This window comes from Roseateles sp. DAIF2 (genome assembly GCF_015624425.1).
GTDB lineage: Bacteria > Pseudomonadota > Gammaproteobacteria > Burkholderiales > Burkholderiaceae_C > Kinneretia.
This window is the reverse complement of the sequence record NZ_CP049919.1, coordinates 5,475,901-5,497,132: the sequence shown is the minus strand read 5'-3', so window position 1 is coordinate 5,497,132 and position 21,232 is coordinate 5,475,901. Positions and strand designations below refer to the sequence as shown.

General features: G+C 72.5%; 19 protein-coding genes. 15 read left to right on the top strand and 4 right to left on the bottom strand.

Annotated features, from left to right (window positions below):
* The first annotated feature begins 9 nt into the window (after positions 1-9).
* Positions 10-1,374, top strand: a complete 1,365-nt coding sequence (locus tag G8A07_RS25370) for an amidohydrolase (protein WP_195794681.1) — start codon at positions 10-12, stop codon at positions 1,372-1,374.
* On the opposite strand, the gene G8A07_RS25365 is transcribed toward G8A07_RS25370, so the two are convergent.
* The gene (locus G8A07_RS25365) at positions 1,371-2,276 is read right to left on the bottom strand and encodes a LysR substrate-binding domain-containing protein (RefSeq protein ID WP_195794680.1); all 906 of its coding nucleotides are present in this window, start codon (positions 2,274-2,276) and stop codon (positions 1,371-1,373) included. The two genes, G8A07_RS25370 and G8A07_RS25365, sit on opposite strands and share 4 nt — an antisense overlap.
* Positions 2,277-2,387: 111 nt before the next feature.
* On the opposite strand from G8A07_RS25365, the gene G8A07_RS25360 reads away from it, so the two are divergent.
* The 9 genes from G8A07_RS25360 to G8A07_RS25320 all read left to right on the top strand — a co-directional run bounded on the left by G8A07_RS25360 (position 2,388) and on the right by G8A07_RS25320 (position 13,759).
* Positions 2,388-3,011: a glutathione S-transferase family protein gene (locus G8A07_RS25360; protein ID WP_195794679.1), complete on the top strand. Its 624-nt coding sequence runs from the start codon at positions 2,388-2,390 to the stop codon at positions 3,009-3,011.
* Positions 3,011-4,006 (top strand): pyridoxamine 5'-phosphate oxidase family protein, encoded by a 996-nt coding sequence (locus G8A07_RS25355; RefSeq protein WP_195794678.1) that lies wholly within the window; start codon positions 3,011-3,013, stop codon positions 4,004-4,006. Before G8A07_RS25360 ends, G8A07_RS25355 begins: the two co-directional genes overlap by 1 nt.
* A gap of 89 nt (positions 4,007-4,095) precedes the next feature.
* Complete coding sequence (locus G8A07_RS25350; RefSeq protein WP_195794677.1) at positions 4,096-5,943, top strand: ATP-binding protein; 1,848 nt, start codon at positions 4,096-4,098, stop codon at positions 5,941-5,943.
* Positions 5,944-6,015: 72 nt separating this feature from the next.
* Entirely contained in the window at positions 6,016-7,005 is a 990-nt protein-coding gene (locus tag G8A07_RS25345) for an AEC family transporter (protein WP_195794676.1), read from the top strand.
* Between the two features lie 100 nt (positions 7,006-7,105).
* Entirely contained in the window at positions 7,106-7,966 is an 861-nt protein-coding gene (locus tag G8A07_RS25340) for an N-acetyltransferase (RefSeq protein ID WP_195794675.1), read from the top strand.
* 15 nt (positions 7,967-7,981) lie between these two features.
* Positions 7,982-9,076, top strand: a complete 1,095-nt coding sequence (locus G8A07_RS25335) for a nitronate monooxygenase family protein (protein ID WP_195794674.1) — start codon at positions 7,982-7,984, stop codon at positions 9,074-9,076.
* Positions 9,073-10,485 (top strand): M28 family peptidase, encoded by a 1,413-nt coding sequence (locus tag G8A07_RS25330; RefSeq protein WP_195794673.1) that lies wholly within the window; start codon positions 9,073-9,075, stop codon positions 10,483-10,485. Before G8A07_RS25335 ends, G8A07_RS25330 begins: the two co-directional genes overlap by 4 nt.
* 116 nt (positions 10,486-10,601) lie before the next feature.
* Complete coding sequence (locus G8A07_RS25325; RefSeq protein ID WP_195794672.1) at positions 10,602-12,410, top strand: hypothetical protein; 1,809 nt, start codon at positions 10,602-10,604, stop codon at positions 12,408-12,410.
* Between the two features lie 56 nt (positions 12,411-12,466).
* On the top strand, positions 12,467-13,759 hold the full coding sequence (locus G8A07_RS25320) for a glutamate-5-semialdehyde dehydrogenase (protein ID WP_195794671.1): 1,293 nt from the start codon (positions 12,467-12,469) through the stop codon (positions 13,757-13,759).
* 83 nt (positions 13,760-13,842) lie between these two features.
* On the opposite strand, the gene G8A07_RS25315 is transcribed toward G8A07_RS25320, so the two are convergent.
* Positions 13,843-15,408, bottom strand: a complete 1,566-nt coding sequence (locus tag G8A07_RS25315) for a mucoidy inhibitor MuiA family protein (protein WP_195794670.1) — start codon at positions 15,406-15,408, stop codon at positions 13,843-13,845.
* Between the two features lie 74 nt (positions 15,409-15,482).
* Between G8A07_RS25315 and queC the strand changes: the two genes are divergently transcribed.
* From queC to G8A07_RS25295, 4 genes are all read left to right on the top strand, one after another.
* Positions 15,483-16,223 (top strand): 7-cyano-7-deazaguanine synthase QueC, encoded by a 741-nt coding sequence (queC, locus tag G8A07_RS25310; RefSeq protein WP_195794669.1) that lies wholly within the window; start codon positions 15,483-15,485, stop codon positions 16,221-16,223.
* Positions 16,220-16,780: a LemA family protein gene (locus tag G8A07_RS25305; protein ID WP_195794668.1), complete on the top strand. Its 561-nt coding sequence runs from the start codon at positions 16,220-16,222 to the stop codon at positions 16,778-16,780. Before queC ends, G8A07_RS25305 begins: the two co-directional genes overlap by 4 nt.
* Positions 16,781-16,979: 199 nt before the next feature.
* Positions 16,980-17,303: a c-type cytochrome gene (locus G8A07_RS25300; protein ID WP_195794667.1), complete on the top strand. Its 324-nt coding sequence runs from the start codon at positions 16,980-16,982 to the stop codon at positions 17,301-17,303.
* A gap of 16 nt (positions 17,304-17,319) precedes the next feature.
* Positions 17,320-18,606 (top strand): NAD(P)/FAD-dependent oxidoreductase, encoded by a 1,287-nt coding sequence (locus tag G8A07_RS25295; protein ID WP_195794666.1) that lies wholly within the window; start codon positions 17,320-17,322, stop codon positions 18,604-18,606.
* A 25-nt stretch (positions 18,607-18,631) separates the two neighbouring features.
* On the opposite strand, the gene G8A07_RS25290 is transcribed toward G8A07_RS25295, so the two are convergent.
* Both G8A07_RS25290 and folE read right to left on the bottom strand, forming a co-directional pair.
* Entirely contained in the window at positions 18,632-19,054 is a 423-nt protein-coding gene (locus G8A07_RS25290; RefSeq protein ID WP_195794665.1) for a BLUF domain-containing protein, read from the bottom strand.
* A gap of 13 nt (positions 19,055-19,067) precedes the next feature.
* Positions 19,068-19,781 (bottom strand): GTP cyclohydrolase I, encoded by a 714-nt coding sequence (gene folE / locus G8A07_RS25285; protein WP_195794664.1) that lies wholly within the window; start codon positions 19,779-19,781, stop codon positions 19,068-19,070.
* A 94-nt stretch (positions 19,782-19,875) separates the two neighbouring features.
* Here folE and rsmB point away from each other — a divergent pair, with 94 nt between their 5' ends.
* On the top strand, positions 19,876-21,228 hold the full coding sequence (gene rsmB / locus G8A07_RS25280) for a 16S rRNA (cytosine(967)-C(5))-methyltransferase RsmB (protein WP_195794663.1): 1,353 nt from the start codon (positions 19,876-19,878) through the stop codon (positions 21,226-21,228).
* The last annotated feature ends 4 nt before the right edge of the window (positions 21,229-21,232 follow it).

The following is a 21,232-nucleotide window of genomic DNA, read 5'->3' as shown; positions in this document are numbered from 1 at the left end:
CCGTTCCGCATGAGTCGCCTGCCGCGCCGCACCTGCCTGGCCTGGATGGCCGGGGCGGCGCTGCCGCTGCGGGCCCAGCCGGCCGCGGCGGGTGTCACCGCCTTCGTCGATGTGCGGCTGCTACCGATGGACGAACGGCCGCGCCTGCTGGAGGGCCAGACCCTGCTGGTTCGCGCCGGCCGCATCGAGGCGATCGGCCCCGGCTTGCCGGTGCCCGAGGGCGCGCTGCGCATCGAGGGCCAGGGCCGGCTGTGCCTGTCGCCCGCGCTGGCGGACATGCACATGCATTCCGACAGCGCCGAGGACATGGCGGTCTACCTCAGCCATGGCGTCACCACCGCGCTGAACATGGGCGGCGCGCGCAGCCGCTTCCTGCAGCGCACCCTGCCGGCGCTCAATGAGGGCCGGCTGCCGGGGCCGCGCGTGCATGCCGCCTTCACCGTCGACGGCGTCCCCGACCATGGCCATTTCCAGCTGCGCACGCCGGCCCAGGCCGAGGCCCTGGTCGAGCTGGCCCAGCTCAACGGCTACCGCTTCATCAAGGCCTACAACGGCCTGGCGCCCGAGGTGTTCGCGGCGCTGGCCCAGGCCTGCCGGCGCCGCGGCCTGCCGCTGCTGGGCCATGGCGTGAGCCGGGTCAGGCTGGCGCGCCAGCTCGAGGCCGGCCAGGTGCTGGTGGCGCATCTGGAGGAGTTCTTCTACACCTTCTTCGCCGCGCCCGGCGAGGCCCAGACCGACACGCCGCCGGACGATGCGCGCATCCCGGCCGCGGTGGCGCTGCTGCGCGCGCACCCGGGCGCTGCGGTGGTGGCGGACCTGGTCACCTACGAGGCGATCGCGGCCCAGATCGGCCGACCCGAGCGGTTGGCGGAGTGGCTGGCCGATCCGGCCGCCGCGACCCTGGCGCCGGCCGACCGCCTGGCCTGGCGCGCCAGCCCCTATGTCGCGAAGAACGCGCGGCTGCAGGCGCGGCTGGCCTTCCTGGGCCGGCTGGCCCGGGCGCTGGCCGAGGCCGGCGTGCCGCTGCTGGCCGGCACCGACAGCCCGACCATCGCCGGCCTGTTCCCGGGCCTGTCTCTGCACCGCAATCTGCGGCTGCTGGAGCGCGCCGGGCTGAGCCGCTGGCAGGCCCTGGCCAGCGCGACGCGCGAGCCGGGCCTGTTCCTGAGCAGACAGCTCGGCGAGCCGCCCGCGGGCCAGCTGCTGCCGGGCGCCCGCGCCGACCTGATCCTCAGCGAGGCCAGCCCGCTGGACGATCTCTCGACCCTGGAGCGCCCGCTGGGCGTGATGGCCGGCGGGCGCTGGTTCGATGCGGCCGCGCTGGCGGCGCTGCGGCGCGGCGTGGCCGAGCGCTATCGCGCGGTGGCGGCCTAGAAGCCGCCGCCCTGCAAGATGGGCTCGGCGCGCAGGCGCTCGGCCGCGAACTCGATGAAGGTCCGCACCTTGGCCGGCGCGCGCCGCCCGGCCGGGTAGACGATGTGCACCGGCACCGGCGGCAGCTCGAATTCCTCCAGCAGCACCCGCAGGCGCCCGGCGCGCAGCCCCTCGGCCGCCTGGTAGGCCAGGCAGCGCGTCAGGCCCTGGCCGGCCTCGGCCGCCGCGATGCTGACCTCGTTGTTGTTGCTGACCCAGGCGGTGCGCGGATGGGCCACCTGGCCGTCACGGAAGCGCCAGGGCTTGGGCGTCAGCGCATCGAAGGAGAAGCCGATCGCCTGGTGTCGGTCCAGGTCCTGCGGGGTCAGCGGCCGGCCCTCGCGGGCCAGATAGTCGGGCGAGGCCACGACCAGGCGCCGCAGGCTGCCGACCGGCAGCGCGGTTAGGCCCGAGTCGGGCAGATGGGCGATGCGCACCGCGACGTCCATGCCCTCGTCCAGCAGATGGACCAGGCGGTCGACGAACAGGCTGCGCATCTGCACCCGCGGCTGCGCGCGCAGGAAATCCGCGATCAGCGGCGCCACATGCAGGCGGCCGAACATCTGCGGCGCGGTGATCGCCAGCAGGCCCTGGGCCTCGCCCTGCACGCCGGCCGCGGCGCGCTCGGCCTCGTCCAGCTCGGCCAGGATGCGGCGGCAGTCCAGCAGGAAGCGCTCGCCGGTCTCGGTCAGCCGCACCGAGCGGGTACTGCGCTGCAGCAGCAGTACGCCCAGCCGGCCCTCCAGCGCCGCGATCGCCCGGGTCACGGCCGGCGGCGAGCAGGCCAGGCGGCGCGCCGCCGCGGCGAAACCGCCCGCGTCGGCGACGGCGACCAAGGCGCGCAGGCTGTGCAGATGATCCATTGTTCCGAGAGGCGAAATTCTGAAAGCCAGACTATCGGTATTCAAAACGTTGTTGGCAATAGATAAGGTATGGGCTCCTTCCCCGCTCTTCCGTTCCAGGAGTTCCTTGCGATGAACCACTCGCCCGCCCCGCGTCGCCTCTACCAGCTGCCCGGCTCCGGCCATTGCCACCGCATCGAGCTGATGCTGGCCCTGCTGGGCCTGGACTACGAGACCGTCGATGTCGACCTGCAGGCCGGCGAGCAGCGCCGGCCCGAGTTCCTGGCGCTGAACCGGCTCGGGCAGGTGCCGGTGCTGGTGGACGGCGAGCTGACGCTGAGCGACAGCAATGCCATCCTGGTCTACCTGGCGCAGCGCTATGCGCCCGACGGCGGCTGGCTGCCGCAGGATCCGGTGGCCGCGGCCGGGCTGCAGCGCTGGTTCAGCCTGGCCGCCAGCTGGCTGGCCTACGGCCCGGCCAGCGCGCGCTTCCAGGCCCTGGTCGGTCGGCCCATCGAGGAGCGCAGCCTGGTCCAGGGCCGCGCCCTGTTTGGCTTCATGGAGGCCGAGCTGGCCGACGGGCGCGACTGGCTGATGGCCGGCGCCCGGCCCAGCCTGGCCGATGTCTCGCTCTACAGCTACAGCTCGCAGGCGGCGCTGGGCGGCCTGCCGCTGGACCCCTATCCGCAGGTCCGCGCCTGGCTGGCCCGGGTCGAGGCGCTGCCGGGTTTCATCCCCTTCCAGGATCATCTGTGATGGACATCGACGACGACGCCTTCCACGCCGGCGAGCAGGCCCTGCAGGCCCGCATCGGGGTGCGCGAACGCATGGCCGAGGTCGGCCGCATCGTGTTCCGCGACCATATGCCGGACCAGCACCGCGAGCTGTTCGACAAGCTGCCGACCCTGCTGCTGGGCGCGCTGGACCCGGCCAGCGGCCAGCCCTGGGCCACGATGCTGGGCGGCCCGCCGGGCTTCGTGCACACGCCCGATGCGCGCTCGATGCATGTCGCGGCCGCGCCGGACGCCGAGGATCCGGTGCTGTCCCGGCTGGCGATCGGCGCCGCCGTCGGCGTGCTGGGCCTGGAGCCGCACACGCGCCGGCGCAACCGCATGAACGGCCGCCTGCGCGGGCGCCTGGCCGCGGGCGGGCTGGATATCGAGCTGCAGCAGAGCTTCGGCAACTGCCCCAAGTACATCCAGGCGCGCCGGCCCGAGCCGATCGACCACCAGGGCCCGCGCACGGCCGCGCAGGTTCTGGGCCCGGGCCTGGATGCGGCGGCGCGCGCGCTGATCGCCGCCAGCGACAGCGTCTTCATCGCCAGCGCCGCCGCGCCGCGCGCCGCCGCCGGCCCGGCGCGCTGGCAGGGCGTGGACGTCTCGCACCGCGGCGGCGAGCCGGGCTTCGTGCGCATCGTCGAGGAAGAAAAGGGCGGGGCGCTGCAGCTGCTGCTGCCCGACTACCCGGGCAATCAGTTCTTCAACACCCTGGGCAATCTGCAGCTGCACCCGCGCGCCGGCCTGCTGTTCGTCGACTATCAGCAGGGCGGCCTGCTGCACCTGAGCGCCAGCACCGAGCTGCTGTGGCCCGGCGATCCCGGCGCCGACTTCGGGCCCTGGCCCGGGGCCCTGCGCCTGCTGCGCCTGCGCGTCAGCGGCGGGCTCTGGCGCGCCGGCGTGCTGCCCTGGCGCTGGAGCGCGGCGCAGCCGGCGCCGCAATTCGAGGCGATGCGGCGGGCCAACTCAGGCTGAACCCTGGGGCGGGGCTCCCTAGTTTTTGGGCGACACTCCGCTCCGGACTTCCGCGCGTGGCGCGCGGAGGCAAAGGGAGAGGCATGGCCTTGCTGCCAAAGACGCTGAGCATCCAGACCCGCTTCATCGCGGGCATTGCCATGGCCGCCAGCATCCTGGTGGTGCTGATCGGCTGGTACTGGACCGCGCGCGAGGAGCGGGCCCTGACCCTGGCGCTGCAGGCGCGCGCAGACCGCACCACCCAGCTGGTGGCGCGCGGCTTTGCCGGCCCGATCTGGAACCTCGACACCGCCGCGATGAGCACCCTGCTGGACGCGGTGATGGCCGACCCGGAGGTGCACGAGGTCGAGGTCAGCGCGCTGGGCGTCGACGCCGAGCCGATGCGCCGGCGCCGCGACCAGCTGCTGGTGGAGCCGCTGGAGCGCCGCACCGACATCCTGCACCAGGCCGCGCCGCAGGCGCAGCCGGCGCCGGTCGGCCGGGCGCGGCTGGTGTTCAGCCGCGAGCCGGTGCTGGCCGCGCTGAACCAGACCCGGCTGCTGGTGGCCAGCCTGCTGGCCGCGGTGCTGGCGGCGGTGATGATCACCAGCTACTGGCTGGTGCACCGCCTGGTGGCGCGTCCGGTGGCGGCACTGGGCGCTCTGGCGCAGCGCGTCGCCGGCGGCGAGCTCGGCGCCACCCTGCCGGTGGAGCGCGAGGACGAGATCGGCACCCTGACGCACCGCTTCAACAGCATGAGCGCGCAGCTGCAGCGCTCGGCCGAGGGGCTGCGCCTGTCGGAGGCGCGCTACCGCAGCCTGTTCGAGAACGCCACCGAGGGCATCTTCCAGGCCGATGGCCGCGGCCGCCTGCTGGGCCTGAACCGCGCGCTGGCCCAGCTGCTGGGCTTCACCCGGCCCTCGGAGGCGCTGGCCGGGCGGCTCAGCCTGCGCCGGCTGGTGCGGGTGGAGCCGGCCGAGTTCCGCCGCATCGCGCGGGCGCTGGCGCGGCACCGGGTGCTGCAGCAGGTGCCGATGCTGGTCGGCACCCTGGACGGCCGCGAGCTGTGGATCGAGCTGAGCGTGCACATCGTCGCGGCGGCGGAGGAGGGCCTGCGCATCGAGGGCATGGTCAGCGACATCACCCAGCGCCGCCTGGCCGAGCAGGAGCTGACCCAGCACCGCGACCACCTGGAGGAGCTGGTGGCCGAACGCACCCTGGAGCTGAACCAGGCCAAGCTGCGCGCCGAGGGCGCGAACCAGAGCAAGAGCCGCTTCCTGGCGACGATGAGCCATGAGTTCCGTACGCCGCTGAACGCGATCCTCGGCTTCGCGCAGCTGCTGCAGATGGACGGCAGCCTGAGCCAGGCCCAGTCCGGCAAGATCAACCTGATCCGCGATTCGGGCGAGCATTTGCTGAGCCTGATCTCGGACCTGCTGGACATGGCCAGCATCGAGGCCGGCAAGGTGCGGCTGATGCCGGCCGCGGTGGACCTGCGCGGCCTGCTGGAGGTGGCCTGCGATTCGGTGCGCCTGCGCGCCGAGGAGAAGCGCCTGCAGTTCCGCGTCGAGCTCGACCCCGAGCTGCCGACCCGGGTGCGCATCGACGGCCAGCGCCTGCGCCAGGTGGTGCTGAACCTGCTGTCCAACGCGGTCAAGTTCACCGACCAGGGCTGGATCTCGCTGAGCGCGCGCGTGGTGGCGCGCGGCACCGGCAGCGTGCGCCTGCGCCTGGAGGTGGCCGACAGCGGCATCGGCATCGGCGCCGAGCCGCTGGAGCGCCTGTTCCAACCCTTCGAGCAGGTCTCGGACGCCAGCCGGCGCGACGGCGGCACCGGCCTGGGCCTGTCGATCAGCCAGCAGCTGATGCGGCTGATGGACAGCCAGATCGAGGTGCGCACCACGCCCGGCCAGGGCAGCTGCTTCAGCTTCGAGGTGGAGCTGCCGCTGCAGTCCTGAACCCAAACGGCGCCGCGCCGCATACGCGCGATCACGCACGGCCGCGGCCGCCCCCGGCGCGATACTGCCGCCATGTCCTGGTTGGTTTTCTACAAGCTGCTGGCGATCTTCATCACGGTGGCGATCGGCTGGTTCGTCGGCCATATGCGCTGGCTCGGCGGCCGCGATGCGGGCGGGCAGGGCGGCGACCCGGCGCGGGTGCTGTCGGCCGCGGCCTTCTACCTGTTTGTGCCGGCCCTGCTGTTTCGCACCACCGCGCGGGTCGATTTCGCCAGCATGCCCTGGCTGACCGTCAGCGCCTTCTTCGCGCCGCTGCTGGCGATGATCCTGATCGTCTACGGCGTGCAGCGCTGGCGCGGCGCCGGGCGCAGCGAGCCGGCCCTTCCCTGCGTGCAGGCGATCACGGCCAGCTTCGGCAACACCCTGCAGATCGGCGTGCCGCTGGCGGCCGGGGTGTTCGGCGAATCGGGCCTGGCGGTGCACATCACGGTGGTCAGCCTGCATGCGCTGGTGATCCTGAGCGTGCTGACTCTGCTGGTCGAGCATGACCTGGCCCGCGCCCAGGCCGGCATGAGCCTGAAGCAGACCTTGCTGACCACGATGCGCAACACGGTGATCCATCCGGTGGTGCTGCCGGTGGTGGCCGGCCTCGTCTTCAACGGCCTGGGCCTGAGCCTGCCGGCGGTGCTGGACGAGGTGCTGCAGCTGCTGGGCACGGCCGTCGTGCCGCTGTGCCTGACCCTGATCGGCATGTCGCTGGCCTATTACGGCTGGCCGCGCGACTGGCGCGGCGCGCTGGGCCTGGCGGGGCTGAAGCTGTTCCTGCTGCCGGCCCTGGTGCTGGTGGTCGCGCATTGGGGCTTCGGCCTGGCCGGCCAGCCGCTGGCGGTGATCGTGATGCTGGCGGCGCTGCCGGTCGGCTCGAACGCGCTGATCTTCGCCCAGCGCTACCAGACCCGCGAGATGGAGGTCACCGCCGCCACCGTGATCTCGACCCTGGCCTTCGTGCTGACCGCGCCGCTCTGGCTGGCCCTGCTGGCCCTGCTGGCCCTGGTGCGCTGATCGCGCGCCGAGCGCGCCGAGCGCGCGCCGGATGGCCCGGCGCCGCGCCCGGCTTTCGTCTCGTGCGAGGATCGGCGCATCGCCCCTCCCGGACATCGAGATGACCAGCCGCCCCAGCGCACAAGACCTGACCCTGGTCCCGGCCAGCGAGCCGGCCCCCGAGCGCCTGCATGCCGCCTTCATCGCGGCCTTCGCCGACTACCTGATCGGCCCCTTCACGCTGGGCTTCGAGCAATGGCCGCAGTTCCGCGCGCGCCAGGGCGTGGACCTGGCGCTGAGCCGGGTGGCGCTGGGCGCCGACGGCGAGATCCTGGCCTTTGCCTTCGTCGCGCCGCGCGCGGGGTGTTGGCGCCTGGCGACCATGGGCGCGCTGCCGGCCGCGCGCGGCAGCGGCGCCGCGCCGCGCCTGCTGGACGATTTCATCGAGCGCGCCCGGGCCGCGGGGCAGGGCGCGGTGGAGCTGGAGGTGTTCGCGCAGAACGAGCGCGCGCTGCGCCTGTACCGGGGCCGCGGCTTCGAGCCGCTGCACGAGCTGCAGGGCCATGTCGCCGCGCCCGGCGTGGTGGCGCCGGCCGCGGGCGCGGCGATCCGTGTCGTCCCGCCGGCCGAGGCGCTGGCCTGGCTGGAGGCGGCCGAGGCGCGCATCGCCGGGCTGCCGCTGCAGGTCGGCGCGGTCGCGCTGCGCGTGGCCACGGGGATGACCGCCTGGCAGCTGGGCCGGGCCCAGCTGATGTTCGGCCGCCCGGACGCGCAGCAGCAGATCGCGATCGCCAGCCTGATCGACACCGGCCCCGAGCAGGCCGATGCGCGCGCCCTCGTGCAGGCGCTGCGCGCCGAGTTCCCGCAGGCCACCCTGCGCGTGCCGCAGCTGCAGCGCGCCGACCTGGGCGGCGCGGCGCTGCGCGCGCTGGGCTTTGCGCCGCTGCCGCTGCACCAGCTGCTGATGCGGCGCGAGTTCTGACGAGAGGACATGACGATGGACAAGAAGATCTGGCCCGATACCCGCATCCAAGCGCTGTTCGGCATCGAACTGCCGATCATCCAGGCGCCGATGGCGGGGCCCACCCAGCATGAGATGGTGATCGCCGTCAGCGAGGCCGGCGGCCTCGGCTCCCTGCCCTGCGCGCTGCTCACGCCCGAGCAGCAGCGGCGCGAGCTGGGCCTGATCCGCGCCGCCACCGCCAGGCCGATCAATCTGAACTTCTTCTGCCACCGCACGCCGGCGCCCGATGCCGCGCGCGAATCGGCCTGGCGCGAGCGCCTGCGCCCCTATTACCTGGAGCTGGGCCTGGATCCGGACGCGCCGATTCCCAGCAGCGGCCGCAACCCCTTCGATGCGGCCGCCTGCGCGCTGGTCGAGGAGTTCCGGCCCGAGGTGGTGAGCTTCCATTTCGGTCTGCCGGAGCCGGCCCTGCTGGCGCGGGTCAAGGCCGCGGGCGCGGCGGTGATCGCCTCCGCGACCACGGTGGCCGAGGCGCGCTGGCTGGAGGTCCATGGCGCCGACGCGATCATCGCGCAGGGTTCCGAGGCCGGCGGCCATCGCGGCGTGTTCCTGAGCGAGGAGATCTACAGCCAGGTCGGGCTGTTCGCGCTGCTGCCCCAGGTGGTCGACGCGGTCCGGCTGCCGGTGATCGCGACCGGCGGCATCGCCGATGCGCGCGGCATCGCCGCGGCCTTCGCGCTCGGCGCGGCCGCGGTGCAGATCGGCAGCGCCTATCTCTACACCCCCGAGGCCAAGCTGGCGGCACCGCATCGCGCGGCGCTGGAGGGCCCGGACGCCGAGACCACCGCGCTGACCAATCTGTTCACCGGCCGGCCGGCGCGCGGCATCGTCAACCGGGTGATGCGCGAGCTCGGGCCGATGTCCACGCTGCCCCCGGCCTTCCCGACCGCCGGCGGCGCGCTGGCGCCGCTGCGCGCCGCGAGCGAGCCCCAGGGCTCGGGCGATTTCATGTCGCTGTGGTCGGGCCAGGCGGCGCCGCTGTCGCCGCGCGGCCTGGGTTCGGGCGAGCTGACGCGTCGATTGGCGCAAGAGGCGCTGGCGCGCATGTATCCGGGAGCGGGCGCATGAAGCGGCCTCTGCTCTTGGCGGCGCTGCTGGCCGGCGGCAGCGCGGCGCTGGCCCAGCCCCGGGATGCCGAGATCGAGCGCATGCTGGGCGAGGTCTCGGCCGCGCGCATCGAGCAGCGCATCCGCGCCCTGGTCGGCTTCGAGACCCGCCACACCCTGTCGGAAACCGAGTCCGAGACCCGCGGCATCGGCGCCGCGCGGCGCTGGATCCAGCGCGAGCTGCAGGCCTGTTCGCGCGCCGCGGGTGGGCGGCTGCAGGTGGCGATGGACGAGTTCGTCGAGCCGGCCGGCCGCCGCATGCCGCGCGCGGCCACCCTGGTCAATGTGGTCGCGACCTTGCCGGGCGTCTCGGCCGCGTCCAAGGACCGCTTGCTGGTGGTCAGCGGCCATTACGACTCGCGCAACGGCGAGGTGATGGACGCCGAGGGCGCGGCGCCGGGCGCCAACGACGATGCCTCGGGTGTGGCCGCGGTGATGGAGCTGGCCTGCGTGATGGCGAACCGCCCCTTCGACGCCACCCTGGTCTTCATGGCCGTGCCGGGCGAGGAGCAGGGCCTGCTGGGCGCCGCCCAATGGGCCCGCAACGCGCGCCGCCAGGGCCTGAACATCGAGGCGATGATCACCAACGACATCGTCGGCAGCCCGCGCGGCGATGCCGGCCAGCGCGATGCGAAGCAGCTGCGCCTGTTCGCCGATGGCTACGACCCGCTGCTGCGCCTTTTGGTGCAGGCGCGCGCCAACCAGCCGGCCACGGCCGACGCGGCCGAGCAGCGTCAGATCGACGCCGCGCGCGAGCAGCTGCAGCGCCTGGCCCTGGCCGGCGGCGGCGAGGACCTGCCGACCGCCCAGCTGGGCCGGCATCTGAAGGCCACCGGCGAGCGCTACCTGCCGGGCTTCACGGTCAACCTGATCCAGCGCCGCGACCGCTATCTGCGCGGCGGCGACCATCTGCCCTTTCTGGAGCGCGGCTACGCGGCGGTGCGCTTCACCGAGCCCTTCGAGAACTTCGCCCACCAGCACCAGAACCTGCGCACCGAGAACGGCGTGGTCTACGGCGACCTGCCGGAGTTCGTCGATTTCTCCTATGTGGCCGATGTGGCGCGCATCAACCTGGCCGGCCTGGCCAGTCTGGCGCGCGCGCCGGCGCCGCCGGCCGGCGTCGAGCTGGAGACCACCGAGCTGACGAACGACAGCACCCTGCGCTGGGCCGCCAGCGCCGACCCGGCGGTGGCCGGCTACCGCGTGGTCTGGCGCCATCCGGAATCGGCGGTCTGGCAGCAGGCGCGCGATGTCGGCCTGGTGCAGCGGGTGCGGCTGCCGGTCTCCAAGGACAACGTGGTGTTCGGCGTGCAGGCGCTCTCGAAGGGCGGCCACGCCAGCCTGGCGGCCTATCCGCTGCCGGCGCGCTGAGAGGCCGGCAGCACCACCCCTATCCCGGAGGATGGGCGCGGCCGCGCCGCGGCGTCACCATGCGAGTCGGCGCGCCGCCCTCGGGCATACCCCGCGCGCCGGCCAGGAGGTCCGCCATGCCGCATCGCCCCTCGCTCCTTCCCCTGGTCCAGGCCCTGGCGGCCGCGGCCCTGCTGCTGCCCCCGGCGCTGGACCGGGCGGCCGAAGCCGCCGATCCGGCCATGCCCGATGAGCTGGCGCCGCTGTGCGGCAGCGCGGGCGGTGGCGGGGCGCCGCGGCTGCTGCAGGGCCTGCTGCTGGCGGCGGCGGCCAAGCCCGAGACCCAGCCCTTCCCGCCGGCGGCGATGCGGGCGGCGCCCGGCGCGGTGCCGCTCTACGAGGACCTGGGCCGGATGAGCTACCGGCTGGCGCGTGTCGCCGACGTGAGGGTGCAGGCCTATTTCGACCAGGGCCTGCGCCTGGCCTTCGCCTTCAACCATGCGGAGGCGCAGCGCGCCTTCCAGGCCGCCCAGGCGCTGGATCCGCGCTGCGCACTGTGCTTCTGGGGCGAGGCCCTGGTGCTGGGGCCGAACATCAACGCGCCGATGCCGCCCGAGGCGCAGGCACCGGCCCTGGCCGCGCTGGCGCGCGCGGTGGCGCTGAAGGCGGGTGCGGCGCCCCGGGAGCGCGCGCTGATCGAGGCGCTGCAGGCGCGCTACTCATCGGATCCGGCCGCCGAGCGCGCCACGCTGGACCTAGCCTATGCCGACGCGATGCAGCGCCTGGCCGCGCGCTTCCCCGCGGATGATCTGATCCAGGTGCTGAGCGCCGAGGCGGCGATGGACACCCAGCCCTGGGATTACTGGGAGGCCGGCGGCGCCCGCCCCAAGGGCCGCGCGGCCGGGATCCTGCGCGCGCTGGAGACGGTGCTGAATCGCAACCCGCAGCATGCCGGCGCGATCCATCTCTACATCCATGCGGTCGAGGCCTCGACCCGGCCCGAGCGCGCCTTGCCGCATGCGCGCCGCCTGGCGGCGCTGATGCCCGGGGCCGGCCATATCGTCCACATGCCGGCCCATATCTACTACCGCGTCGGCCTGTACCGCGAATCGCTGGAGGCGAACCGGCGGGCGATCGCGGTCGACGAGCGCTACTTCCAGCGCTCGCCCTCGGACCCGATGTACCGCTCGGCCTACTACCCGCACAACATCCATTTCCTGATGGTCTCGGCGCAGATGGGCGGCGACGGCCGCACCGCGATCGAGGCGGCGGCCAAGCTCGACGCGGCCCTGCCGGCGGACACGGTGCGGGCCTTCGAGATCCTGCAGCCGATCAAGGCCGCGCCCTATACGACCCATGCGCAGTTCAGCGCGCCCGAGACCATCCTGGCCCTGCCGGCGCCGCCGGAGGGGCTGGTGCTGGTCCAGGCCATGTACCACTATGCCCGCGCGCTCGCCCAGGCCCGGCTGCAGCAGGTCGAGGCGGCGCAGCGCGAGATCGCGGCGCTGGCGGCGTTGGAGCGGCAGACGGAGCTGTTCAAGCCCTTCGAGCCCTGGGGCGTGCCGGCCCAGGCCATCGTGCAGACCGCGCGCCTGGTGGCGGGCGCGCGCCTGGCCGACGCGCGAGGCGACCTGGACGGTGCCGCCGCGGCCTTCGAGGCGGCGATCGCGGTCGAGGACGGCCTGGCCTATATCGAGCCGCCCTACTGGTACTACCCGCTGCGCCAGTCGCTCGGCGCGCTGCGCCTGCGCCAGGGCCGGCTGGACGAGGCGGAGGCGGCGCTGCGCGGCTCGCTGGCGCGGGTGCGCAACAACGGCTGGGCCCTGGCCGGGCTGGCCGAGCTGCACCGGCAGCGTGGCGATGCGCGCGCCGAGCGCGAGGCCCGCGCGGCGCTGGCGCGCGCCTGGTTCGGCCCGCCGGGCGGGCCGGCGCTGCAGCAGCTCTGAGCGCAAAACCCCCGGCGCCGCGGCGCCGGCGCGGCTTGGGCGAGAATGGCGCCACCATGAGTAGCAGCTCCAGCACCACCGATCTCGCCGCCTATATGCAGACCCTGGGCCGGCAGGCCCGCGTCGCCGCCACCCTGATGGCCGCCGCGCCGACGGCGGCCAAGAACCGCGCGCTGCTGGCGCTGGCGCGCCGCCTGCGCGAGGCCGGTCCGGCCCTGGCCGAGGCCAATGCGCGCGACCTGGGCGCGGCCGAGGCGGCCGGCCTGTCCGGCCCGATGCTGGACCGGCTGCGCCTGAGCGACAAGGTGCTGGCCACGGTGGCCGAGGGCTGCGAGCAGATCGCGGCGATGCCGGACCCGATCGGCGAGATCACCGGCGTCAAGCGCCGCCCGACCGGCATCAGCGTCGGCCAGATGCGCGTGCCGCTGGGCGTGTTCGGCATGATCTACGAGAGCCGGCCCAATGTGACGATCGAGGCCGCCTCGCTGGCGATCAAGAGCGGCAATGCCTGCATCCTGCGCGGCGGCTCCGAGGCCATCCATTCGAATCTGGCGCTGGCCGCGCTGGTCGGCGATTCGCTGGCCGAGGCCGGCCTGCCGCGCGCCGCGGTGCAGCTGATCGACACGACCGACCGCGCCGCGGTGGGCCTCCTGATCAGCGCACCGGAGTTCGTCGACGTGATCATTCCGCGCGGCGGCAAGGGCCTGATCGAGCGCATCTCGGCCGAGGCCAAGGTGCCGGTGATCAAGCACCTGGACGGCAACTGCCACAGCTATGTCGATGCCGAGGTGGACCTGGAGCAGGCCCTGGTGGTGGTCGACAACGCCAAGACCCAGAAGTACAGCCCCTGCAACGCGACCGAATCGCTGCTGGTGCACGAGGCCCAGGCGCGCGCCTTCCTGCCGCGGATCGGCGCGGTCTTCGCCGCCAAGGGCGTCGAGATGCGCGCCGACCCGGCCGCGCTGGCGATCCTGTCGGACGTGGCCGGCGCCCAGCTCGTGCCGGCCACCGAAGCCGACTGGAGCGAGGAGTACCTGGCGCCCGTCATCAGCGTCAAGATCGTCGCCGGCCTGGACGAGGCGATCGCGCACATCAACCGCTACGGCTCGCACCACACCGATGCGATCCTGACGACCAACCACGCATCGGCGATGCGCTTCCTGCGCGAGGTCGATTCGGCCAGCGTGATGGTCAACGCCAGCACCCGCTTCGCCGATGGCTTCGAATACGGCCTCGGCGCCGAGATCGGCATCAGCACCGACAAGTTCCACGCCCGCGGGCCGGTGGGGCTGGAAGGGCTGACCTCGATGAAATGGGTGGTGCTGGGGCAGGGCGAGATCCGCTCCTAACCTTGGTCGGTATTCCCGCCAAGCTTCTTCGCAGACCGCATCGGAGCCCGGCGGCTGGCGGGACCGGGTCTGCACAGCGCCGCTCAGCGCGGCAGCCCCGTGATGCGAGCATCCTTCGGATAGCCGATCACATAGTCTGCGCTGAAGCGCTGGCGCTGGCCCGGGGCCAGCTCGACGGTCCAGGCCGCGATGCCGGGCTGCTTGCGCCATTCGCGCTCCGCGGGCTGCGGCTCGAAGCGGGCCTCGACCTTGATGTCCTCATGGCGCGGCACCGGCGCCGCCTCCAGGATCTGCACGGTGAAGGGGCGCTGGTGCAGGTTCTCGACCAGGTAGGCGCGGGCGACTTTCTGCTCGGCGCGCGAGCCGACGAAGCCGGTGCTGCCGGCGTTGCGCTGCTCGGGCTCGCTGCTGATGCGCAGCAGCTCGTCGCGGCCGAAGTACAGGTCCAGCTGCTCCTGGCTGCCGACATTCAGCTGGCTCTGGCCGACGAAGGCGCCGTCGCGGTAGAGCTGCAGCTTGCCGGCGGGCCAGATGCCGGCCGGGCGCTTGGCCTCGGCCACCAGATAGGCGCTGCCGGCATCGCTGCGCGGGTTCGCGCGCGCCAGCAGCCGCGCATCGAGCGCCACCTGGCCCAGCGCCAGCGCGATGCGCTGGCCATCGGCCGTCACCGTCACCCGGCCCGGCACCGCGAACTCGGTGGCGAACTCGCCCTGGAACACGCCGACGTCGAAGCCCAGGTCGGCCTCGGCCACGGCCTTCGCGGACATCGGCGCGGGCGCCGGCGCGGCGGCATAGGCGACGCGGGCCTCGCTGCGCTCGGTCGAGGGCGGCGGCAGCAGGTCCAGGGTCCAGGGGCGCGGCGGCGGCAGACCGCTGGCCTGGCGCGGCTGGGTGGTCGAGAGGCGCAGCTTCACGTCGCGCCAGTCCTCGCCGCTGCTCTGCGCGACCTGGGCATGGCGCTCCAGCCGGACCTTGCCGCTGGCGCTGTCCAGATAGGCGCGGTAGACCGGCTCCCAGCCGGCCTGATTCAGGCGGTAGCTCAGGCGCAGCTCGGTGTCGCGCGCGGCGTTCAGCCGGACCAGCAGGGTGCGCAGGCGCGGGTTGGCCTGCACCAGGCGCTCGCGCTCGGCGGTCAGTGGTGCGAGCTGGCGCTCCAGCTCCTCCTTGCGCAGGTTCAGGGCCTGCTGGCGCTGCAGGGTCTCCAGGCCGCTGCGGCGCAGCTGCTCGGCGGTGCCGGCGATCGGCGTGGTGGCGGCGCTGCTGCCGGCGCTGCCGTAGTTCTTCAGATAGCCGAGCGCCAGCTCATGGGCGCCCAGCTCGGCGGCGAGCGCGTTGCGCTGCGCCTCCAGCTCGCGGATGCGCTCGTCCAGCGGCGAGCGGGCGCAGTCGGGCTGGGTGGCGCGCTCGGCGCTCTGCACCGTGATGTCGCCAATCGCCACGCCCTCGGCCGGCAGGATCTGCAGCGAATCGCCGTCGAAGCGCTCGCTCAGGCAGGCGATGCGCAGCAGCTGCTGCTGGCCGGCCTTGACCGGCACCAGGCGCTCGACCGTGGCGCCGCCCGGGTAGACCAGCACCTGTTCGATGCGGCCCTGGGCCTGGACCGCGATGGATGCCAGCGCGAGGGCGACCGGCAACAGCATGTTTTTCATCCTCTTGTCCTCCTGGATGGGGCCGGGCCACCATAACATGCGGCCCTGCAAGAGCCCTCCGATCCCGAATCATCATGACCGCTGTCGTTCCCCCTCAAGCCGCCACCCAGCGCAAGGCCCTGGTGCTGTTTTCCGGCGGCCAGGATTCCACCGCCTGCCTGGCCTGGGCGCTGGACCGCTATGCCGCGGTCGAGACCCTGGGCTTCGACTACGGCCAGCGCCATCGCGTCGAGCTGGACTGCCGCCAGACCGTGCGCCGCGAGCTCGTCGCGCAGTTTCCGGCCTGGGCGCCCAAGCTGGGCGAGGACCATCTGCTGGACCTGAGCCTGCTGGGCCAGATCTCCGACACCGCGCTGACGGACGAGCGTGCGATCGAGCTGCAGGCCAACGGCCTGCCCAATACCTTCGTGCCGGGCCGCAACCTGCTGTTCCTGACCTTTGCCGCGACCCTGGCCTACCGGCGCGGCGCCTCGGTGCTGGTCGGCGGCATGTGCGAGACCGATTTCTCCGGTTACCCGGACTGCCGCGACAACACGCTGAAGGCGCTGCAGGTGGCGCTGAGCCTGGGCCTGGACACGCCGATGACCCTGGAAACGCCGCTGATGTTCATCACCAAGGCCGAGACCTGGGCGCTGACCGAGGCGCTCGGCGGCGCGGCGCTGAACGAGCTGATCGTCGAGCACACCCATACCTGCTATCTGGGTGAGCGCCGCCAGCGCCAGGCCTGGGGCTATGGCTGCGGCAGCTGCCCGGCCTGCGAGCTGCGCGCACGCGGGCACCAGGAGTTCCTGAGCGCCAAGGCGGCCGCGGCATGAGCGGCGGCAGTGGCAGCGGTTGGACCCTGGTCGGCTGGCTGGTCGCGGGCCTGCTGCTGTTCTGGGGCATCGGCGCCTACAACCGCCTGATGCGCCTGCGCAATGCGATCGGCGAGGCCTATCTGCAGCTGGACCAGCAGCTCAACGCCCGCGCCGAGACCTGCAGCAAGCTGCTGGCCCTGCTGCGCCCGCAGCTGCCCAACGAGCAGGCCACCTTCGACGCGCTGGATGGCGCCCAGGCCGAGGCCCAGGCCGCGGCCCAGGCGGCGCGCGCCCGGCCCTATGCCGGCGATCCGGTCGGCAGCCTGGCGGTGGCCACCGCGGTGCATGCGGCCGCGGTGACGCGCCTGGCCTCGCTGGTGGAGCACCATGCCGAGCTGGCCTCGCAGGCCGAGCTGCGCGAGCTGCAGGACGAGCTGAAGCTGATCGAGCGCCAGCGCGCCTTCTCGCGCCAGGTCTTCAACCAGGCGGTGGCTCAGTACAACGAGGCCCTGCTGCAGTTCCCGACCCGCATCCTGGCCAGCCTCTACGGCTTCAAGGAAGCCCGGTCCTTGTAGACCACCCCCTACGCGCTGCGCGCGCGCCCTCAAGGGGGCAACGCCGGCCGCCCGGCAAAGCCGGATCGGCGGCGTTCGCTCGGAAGACAGTGTCGGGACCTGGATCGTGACGATGGGGCATATCCATATCGGAAATGCTTGTTGGCATTTCCCGGGGTGCGTGCCTAAACTGCGCCCTCACCCCGAGGAGACCCCCATCATGAAGCTGCTGCGAGCGACCCTGTCCGCCGCGCTGCTGGCCGCTTGCGCCGGCACCGCGCTGGCGCAAGATGCCAGCAAGGCCCTGCACCTGAAGGCCCTGGCCGCCACCTGCGCCAACTGCCACGGCACCAACGGCCGCGCCATCGAAGGCTCGGCGGTGCCAGGTCTTGCCGGCATGCCGGCCACCTATTTCACCGAGCAGATGAAGGCCTTCAAGAGCGGCGCCCGCCAGGCCACCGTGATGCACCAGCTGGCCAAGGGCTATAGCGAGGCCCAGATCGAGCAACTGGCCGGCTACTTCTCCGCGCTGCCGCGCAACTGACCGGGAGATCACGAAGATGAGCAAGCTGCAACGACGCAATCTCCTGCAGGGCGCCGCGGCGCTGGCCGCCCTGGGCCTGGCCGGCTGCGCCACCACTTCTTCCGCGCCGTCGAAGGCGCGCGTGCTGGTGGTGGGCGGCGGCTACGGCGGCGCGACCGCCGCCAAATACATCCGTCTGCTGTCGGACTACAAGATCGAGGTGGTGCTGGTCGAGCCGAACGAGGCCTTCGTCTCCTGCCCGATCTCGAACCTGGTGCTGGGCGGCGCCAAGCAGATCGGCGAGCTGACGACGCCCTATGCGGCGCTGAAGTCCAAGCATGGCGTGACCGTGGTGCGCGACTATGTGTCCGGTATCGACGCGGGCAAGCGGGTCGCGACCCTGGCCTCGGGCTCAACCATCGCCTACGACAAGCTGGTGCTGAGCCCCGGCATCGACCTGATCTGGGACTCGGTCGCTGGGCTCAAGGAAGCCAACGCCGCCGGCCAGATCCTGCAGGCCTGGAAGGCCGGCCCGGAAACGGTGGCCCTGCGCCGCCAGCTGGAGGCGATGCCCGACGGCGGCGTCTACGCGATCACCATCCCCGAGGCGCCGTACCGCTGCCCGCCCGGCCCCTACGAGCGCGCCAGCGTGATCGCCGGCTACTTCAAGCAGGCCAAGCCCAGGTCCAAGGTGCTGATCCTGGACGCCAACCCCGACGTTACCTCCAAGGGCCCGCTGTTCAAGAAGGTCTGGGCCGAGCAGTACAAGGGCATCCTCGAGTACCGCGCGCAGCACAAGGCGGTGGCGGTCGACGCCAAGAGCGGCGTCGTCAAGTTCGAGGTGCAGGACGATGTGAAGGCCGATGTGCTGAACGTGCTGCCCAGCATGCGCGCCGGCGCGATCGCGGTGCAGACCGGGCTGGCCAACGCGAACGGCCGCTGGGTCAATGTCAACTACCTGAACTTCGAGGCCACCGCCGCCAAGCATATCCACGTGTTGGGCGACTCGATCCAGATCGCGCCGGGCATGCCCAAGAGCGGCCACATGGCCAACAGCCATGCCAAGGTGGCGGCCGCGGCCATCGTCGCCGAGCTGAACGGCTGGGAGATCAACCCGGCACCGATGCTGACCAACACCTGCTACAGCTATGTGGACGCCGGCAAGAACGTGATCCACGTCGCCAGCGTGCACGAATATGTGACGGCCGAGAAGACCTTCAAGACCGTAGCCGGCTCCGGCGGCGTGTCGGCCGCGCCGACCGAGCTGGAAGGCACTTACGCCTGGAACTGGGCTCGCACGATCTGGTCTGACTCCTTGGCCTGACGAGCCGGGCCCGCGGTGACGCGGGCTATGAACAGACGATGGCGCCCGAGCTGACCAGCTCGTGGAACAGCGCCATCAGCGCCCGGCCGGACATCGCATAGGGGTCCAGCTTGGTGTTGGGCGAATACTTCAGCACCAGGGCCGGGTTCAGCCGGTGCAGGTTGACCTGGCCCATGCTCCAGCCGGCGAAATGGCGCTCGCCGATCTCCTCGTAGCTGAGCAGGATCACGTCGCGATGCCGCGCATCGTCGATGATGGCCTTGTAGCGCGCATTGACCGCATCGCGTCCGCCCTCCAGCACCTGGATGAACACGCCCTCGCTGTAGCAGAGCAGGCCGGTCAGGCCGGTCTCCAGGTTGTGCTCGCGCGATGACTTCAGGATCGCGTTCAGCTCGGCCTCGCTCATCGCATGGGCGGCACGGCTGGCATAAAGCAGGCGGACTAGCATGCGGATCTTCTCCTCACTTCTTGGAAAGCAGTGACAGGAACTCGCGGCGCAGATTCGCGTCCTTCAGGAAGGCGCCGCGCATCACGCTGTTGGTCATCATCGACTCGCTGTCCTTGACGCCGCGCCAGTGCATGCAGAAATGGTCGGCCTCCATCACGATGGCCAGGCCGTCCGGCTGCACGCGTTCCTGCAGCTCGTTGGCCAGCATCGTGACCGCCTCCTCCTGGATCTGCGGGCGGCTCATGATCCAGTCGGTCAGGCGCGCGTACTTGGACAGGCCGATCAGGTTGGAATGCTCGTTGGGCAAGAGGCCGATCCAGACCCGGCCCATGATCGGGCAGAGGTGGTGCGAGCAGGCGCTGCGCACCGTGATCGGGCCGACGATCATCAGCTCGTTCAGGCGCTCGGCGTTCGGGAACTCGGTCACCGCCGGCGCTGCGCCGTAGCGGCCCTTGAAGATCTCGCGCAGGTACATCTTGGCTACGCGCTTGGCGGTTTCCTGGGTGTTGTGGTCGCTGTCGGTGTCGATCACCATCGCGCGCAGCACCTCCTGCATCTTGGCGGCCACCTCGTCTTGCAGCTGCTCCAGCTCGCCGTCCTCGATGAAGGACGCGATATTGTCGTTGGCATGGTGGCGGCAGCCGGCGCTGACCAGGCGGTAGCGGATGCGCTCGGACACCGGGGCGTCGTCTGCGGGCGGGAGAGGGCCCTGGTTCGTCGTCGTCATGACTGTCTCGGATTGCTATGGCGGGCATTGTGTACGCAATGCGATTTCCTGGCGATCCGCGGGCCTGCTCCGGGTCTGCCCCTAAACTGCGCCGGTGTCCGCCCCCACCTCTCCCATTGTTTCCCCGCCGCTGAGCCGCCTGCTGCTGCAGGTGGCCGATGCCGTGCAGGCCGTGCGCGACGGCAAGTCGCTGACCGATGTGCTGGCCCGCTGCCCGGCCGAGCTGCGCCCCGGCACCCAGGCCCTGAGCTTTCACGTGCTGCGCCTGCTGGGCGGTGCGCAGGCCGCGCGCGCGGTGCTGGCGCCGAAGAACCCGCCGCCGCGGGTCGACAGCCTGCTGACCAGCGCGCTGGCCCTGCTGTGGCCCGGCGCCGGCGAGCCGCCCTATGCCGAGCACACGGTGGTGGACCAGGCGGTGGAGGCGGCGCGCCAGCGCGCGCCGGCCAGCGCCGGTTTTGTCAATGCGGTGCTGCGGCGCTTCCTGCGCGAGCGCGAGGCCACGGTGCGCGCCGCCGAGCGCGACCCGCAGGGCGCCTACAACCACCCGCCCTGGTGGATCGAGCGGGTGCGCCAGGACTGGCCGACCCAATGGCAGGCGGTGCTGCGGGCCAACAACGAACATCCGCCGATGACCCTGCGCGTCAACCAGCGCCAGGGCACGGTTGCGGCCTACCAGGAGCGGCTGGCCGCGCTGGGCATCGTGGCGCGCCCGGTCGGGCCGCTGGCGCCCCAGGCCCTGGTGCTGGAGCGCGCGGTGCCAGTGACGGCCTTGCCCGGCTTCGCCCAGGGCGCGGTCTCGGTGCAGGATGCGGCCGCCCAGCTGGCCGCACCGCTGCTGCTGGACGAGCGGCAAGACCTGCCCCCGCTGCCGCAGGGCGCCCGGGTGCTGGATGCCTGCGCCGCGCCGGGAGGCAAGACCGCGCACCTGCTGGAGCAGCGCGGCGACCTGGAGCTGCTGGCGCTGGACGCCGACGCCGGCCGGCTGACCCGGGTGCAGGACAACCTGAACCGGCTGGCGCTGCAGGCCGGCCTGAAGGCCGCCGACGCGCGCGACACCGCCGCCTGGTGGGACGGCCGGCCCTTCGACGCGATCCTGCTGGACGCGCCCTGCAGCGCCTCCGGCATCGTGCGCCGCCATCCGGATGTGCGCTGGCTGCGCCGGCCGGGCGATATCGGCGCGCTGGCGCAGATCCAGGCCCAGCTGCTGGACGCGCTGTGGCCGCTGCTGAAGCCGGGCGGGCGTCTGGTTTATGCCACCTGCTCGATCTTCAAGGCCGAGGGTCAAGCCCAGGTCGATGCATTTTTGCAACGCCAATCCGAGGCTCGCCCGCTGCCGTTGCAGGGCTTCACAGGTCATCTGCTGCCCCTGACTGACAATGGTCCCAAGGTGGGCGAGGGGGCCGCGGTGGTCGACGGCTTTTTCTACGCCCTGTTGCGGAAGAACTAGTCCC

Excerpts from the sequence above, each read along its gene's own strand:
- G8A07_RS25330 (WP_195794673.1), top strand. The coding sequence starts at position 9,073 with ATGAAGCGGCCTCTGCTCTTGGCGGCGCTGCTGGCCGGCGGCAGCGCG.
- G8A07_RS25315 (WP_195794670.1), bottom strand. The coding sequence starts at position 15,408 with ATGAAAAACATGCTGTTGCCGGTCGCCCTCGCGCTGGCATCCATCGCG.
- G8A07_RS25295 (WP_195794666.1), top strand. The coding sequence starts at position 17,320 with ATGAGCAAGCTGCAACGACGCAATCTCCTGCAGGGCGCCGCGGCGCTG.
- queC (WP_195794669.1), top strand. The coding sequence starts at position 15,483 with ATGACCGCTGTCGTTCCCCCTCAAGCCGCCACCCAGCGCAAGGCCCTG.
- folE (WP_195794664.1), bottom strand. The coding sequence starts at position 19,781 with ATGACGACGACGAACCAGGGCCCTCTCCCGCCCGCAGACGACGCCCCG.
- G8A07_RS25360 (WP_195794679.1), top strand. The coding sequence starts at position 2,388 with ATGAACCACTCGCCCGCCCCGCGTCGCCTCTACCAGCTGCCCGGCTCC.
- G8A07_RS25290 (WP_195794665.1), bottom strand. The coding sequence starts at position 19,054 with ATGCTAGTCCGCCTGCTTTATGCCAGCCGTGCCGCCCATGCGATGAGC.
- G8A07_RS25305 (WP_195794668.1), top strand. The coding sequence starts at position 16,220 with ATGAGCGGCGGCAGTGGCAGCGGTTGGACCCTGGTCGGCTGGCTGGTC.
- G8A07_RS25355 (WP_195794678.1), top strand. The coding sequence starts at position 3,011 with ATGGACATCGACGACGACGCCTTCCACGCCGGCGAGCAGGCCCTGCAG.
- G8A07_RS25340 (WP_195794675.1), top strand. The coding sequence starts at position 7,106 with ATGACCAGCCGCCCCAGCGCACAAGACCTGACCCTGGTCCCGGCCAGC.
- G8A07_RS25365 (WP_195794680.1), bottom strand. The coding sequence starts at position 2,276 with ATGGATCATCTGCACAGCCTGCGCGCCTTGGTCGCCGTCGCCGACGCG.
- G8A07_RS25370 (WP_195794681.1), top strand. The coding sequence starts at position 10 with ATGAGTCGCCTGCCGCGCCGCACCTGCCTGGCCTGGATGGCCGGGGCG.
- G8A07_RS25335 (WP_195794674.1), top strand. The coding sequence starts at position 7,982 with ATGGACAAGAAGATCTGGCCCGATACCCGCATCCAAGCGCTGTTCGGC.
- G8A07_RS25300 (WP_195794667.1), top strand. The coding sequence starts at position 16,980 with ATGAAGCTGCTGCGAGCGACCCTGTCCGCCGCGCTGCTGGCCGCTTGC.
- G8A07_RS25320 (WP_195794671.1), top strand. The coding sequence starts at position 12,467 with ATGAGTAGCAGCTCCAGCACCACCGATCTCGCCGCCTATATGCAGACC.
- G8A07_RS25325 (WP_195794672.1), top strand. The coding sequence starts at position 10,602 with ATGCCGCATCGCCCCTCGCTCCTTCCCCTGGTCCAGGCCCTGGCGGCC.
- G8A07_RS25345 (WP_195794676.1), top strand. The coding sequence starts at position 6,016 with ATGTCCTGGTTGGTTTTCTACAAGCTGCTGGCGATCTTCATCACGGTG.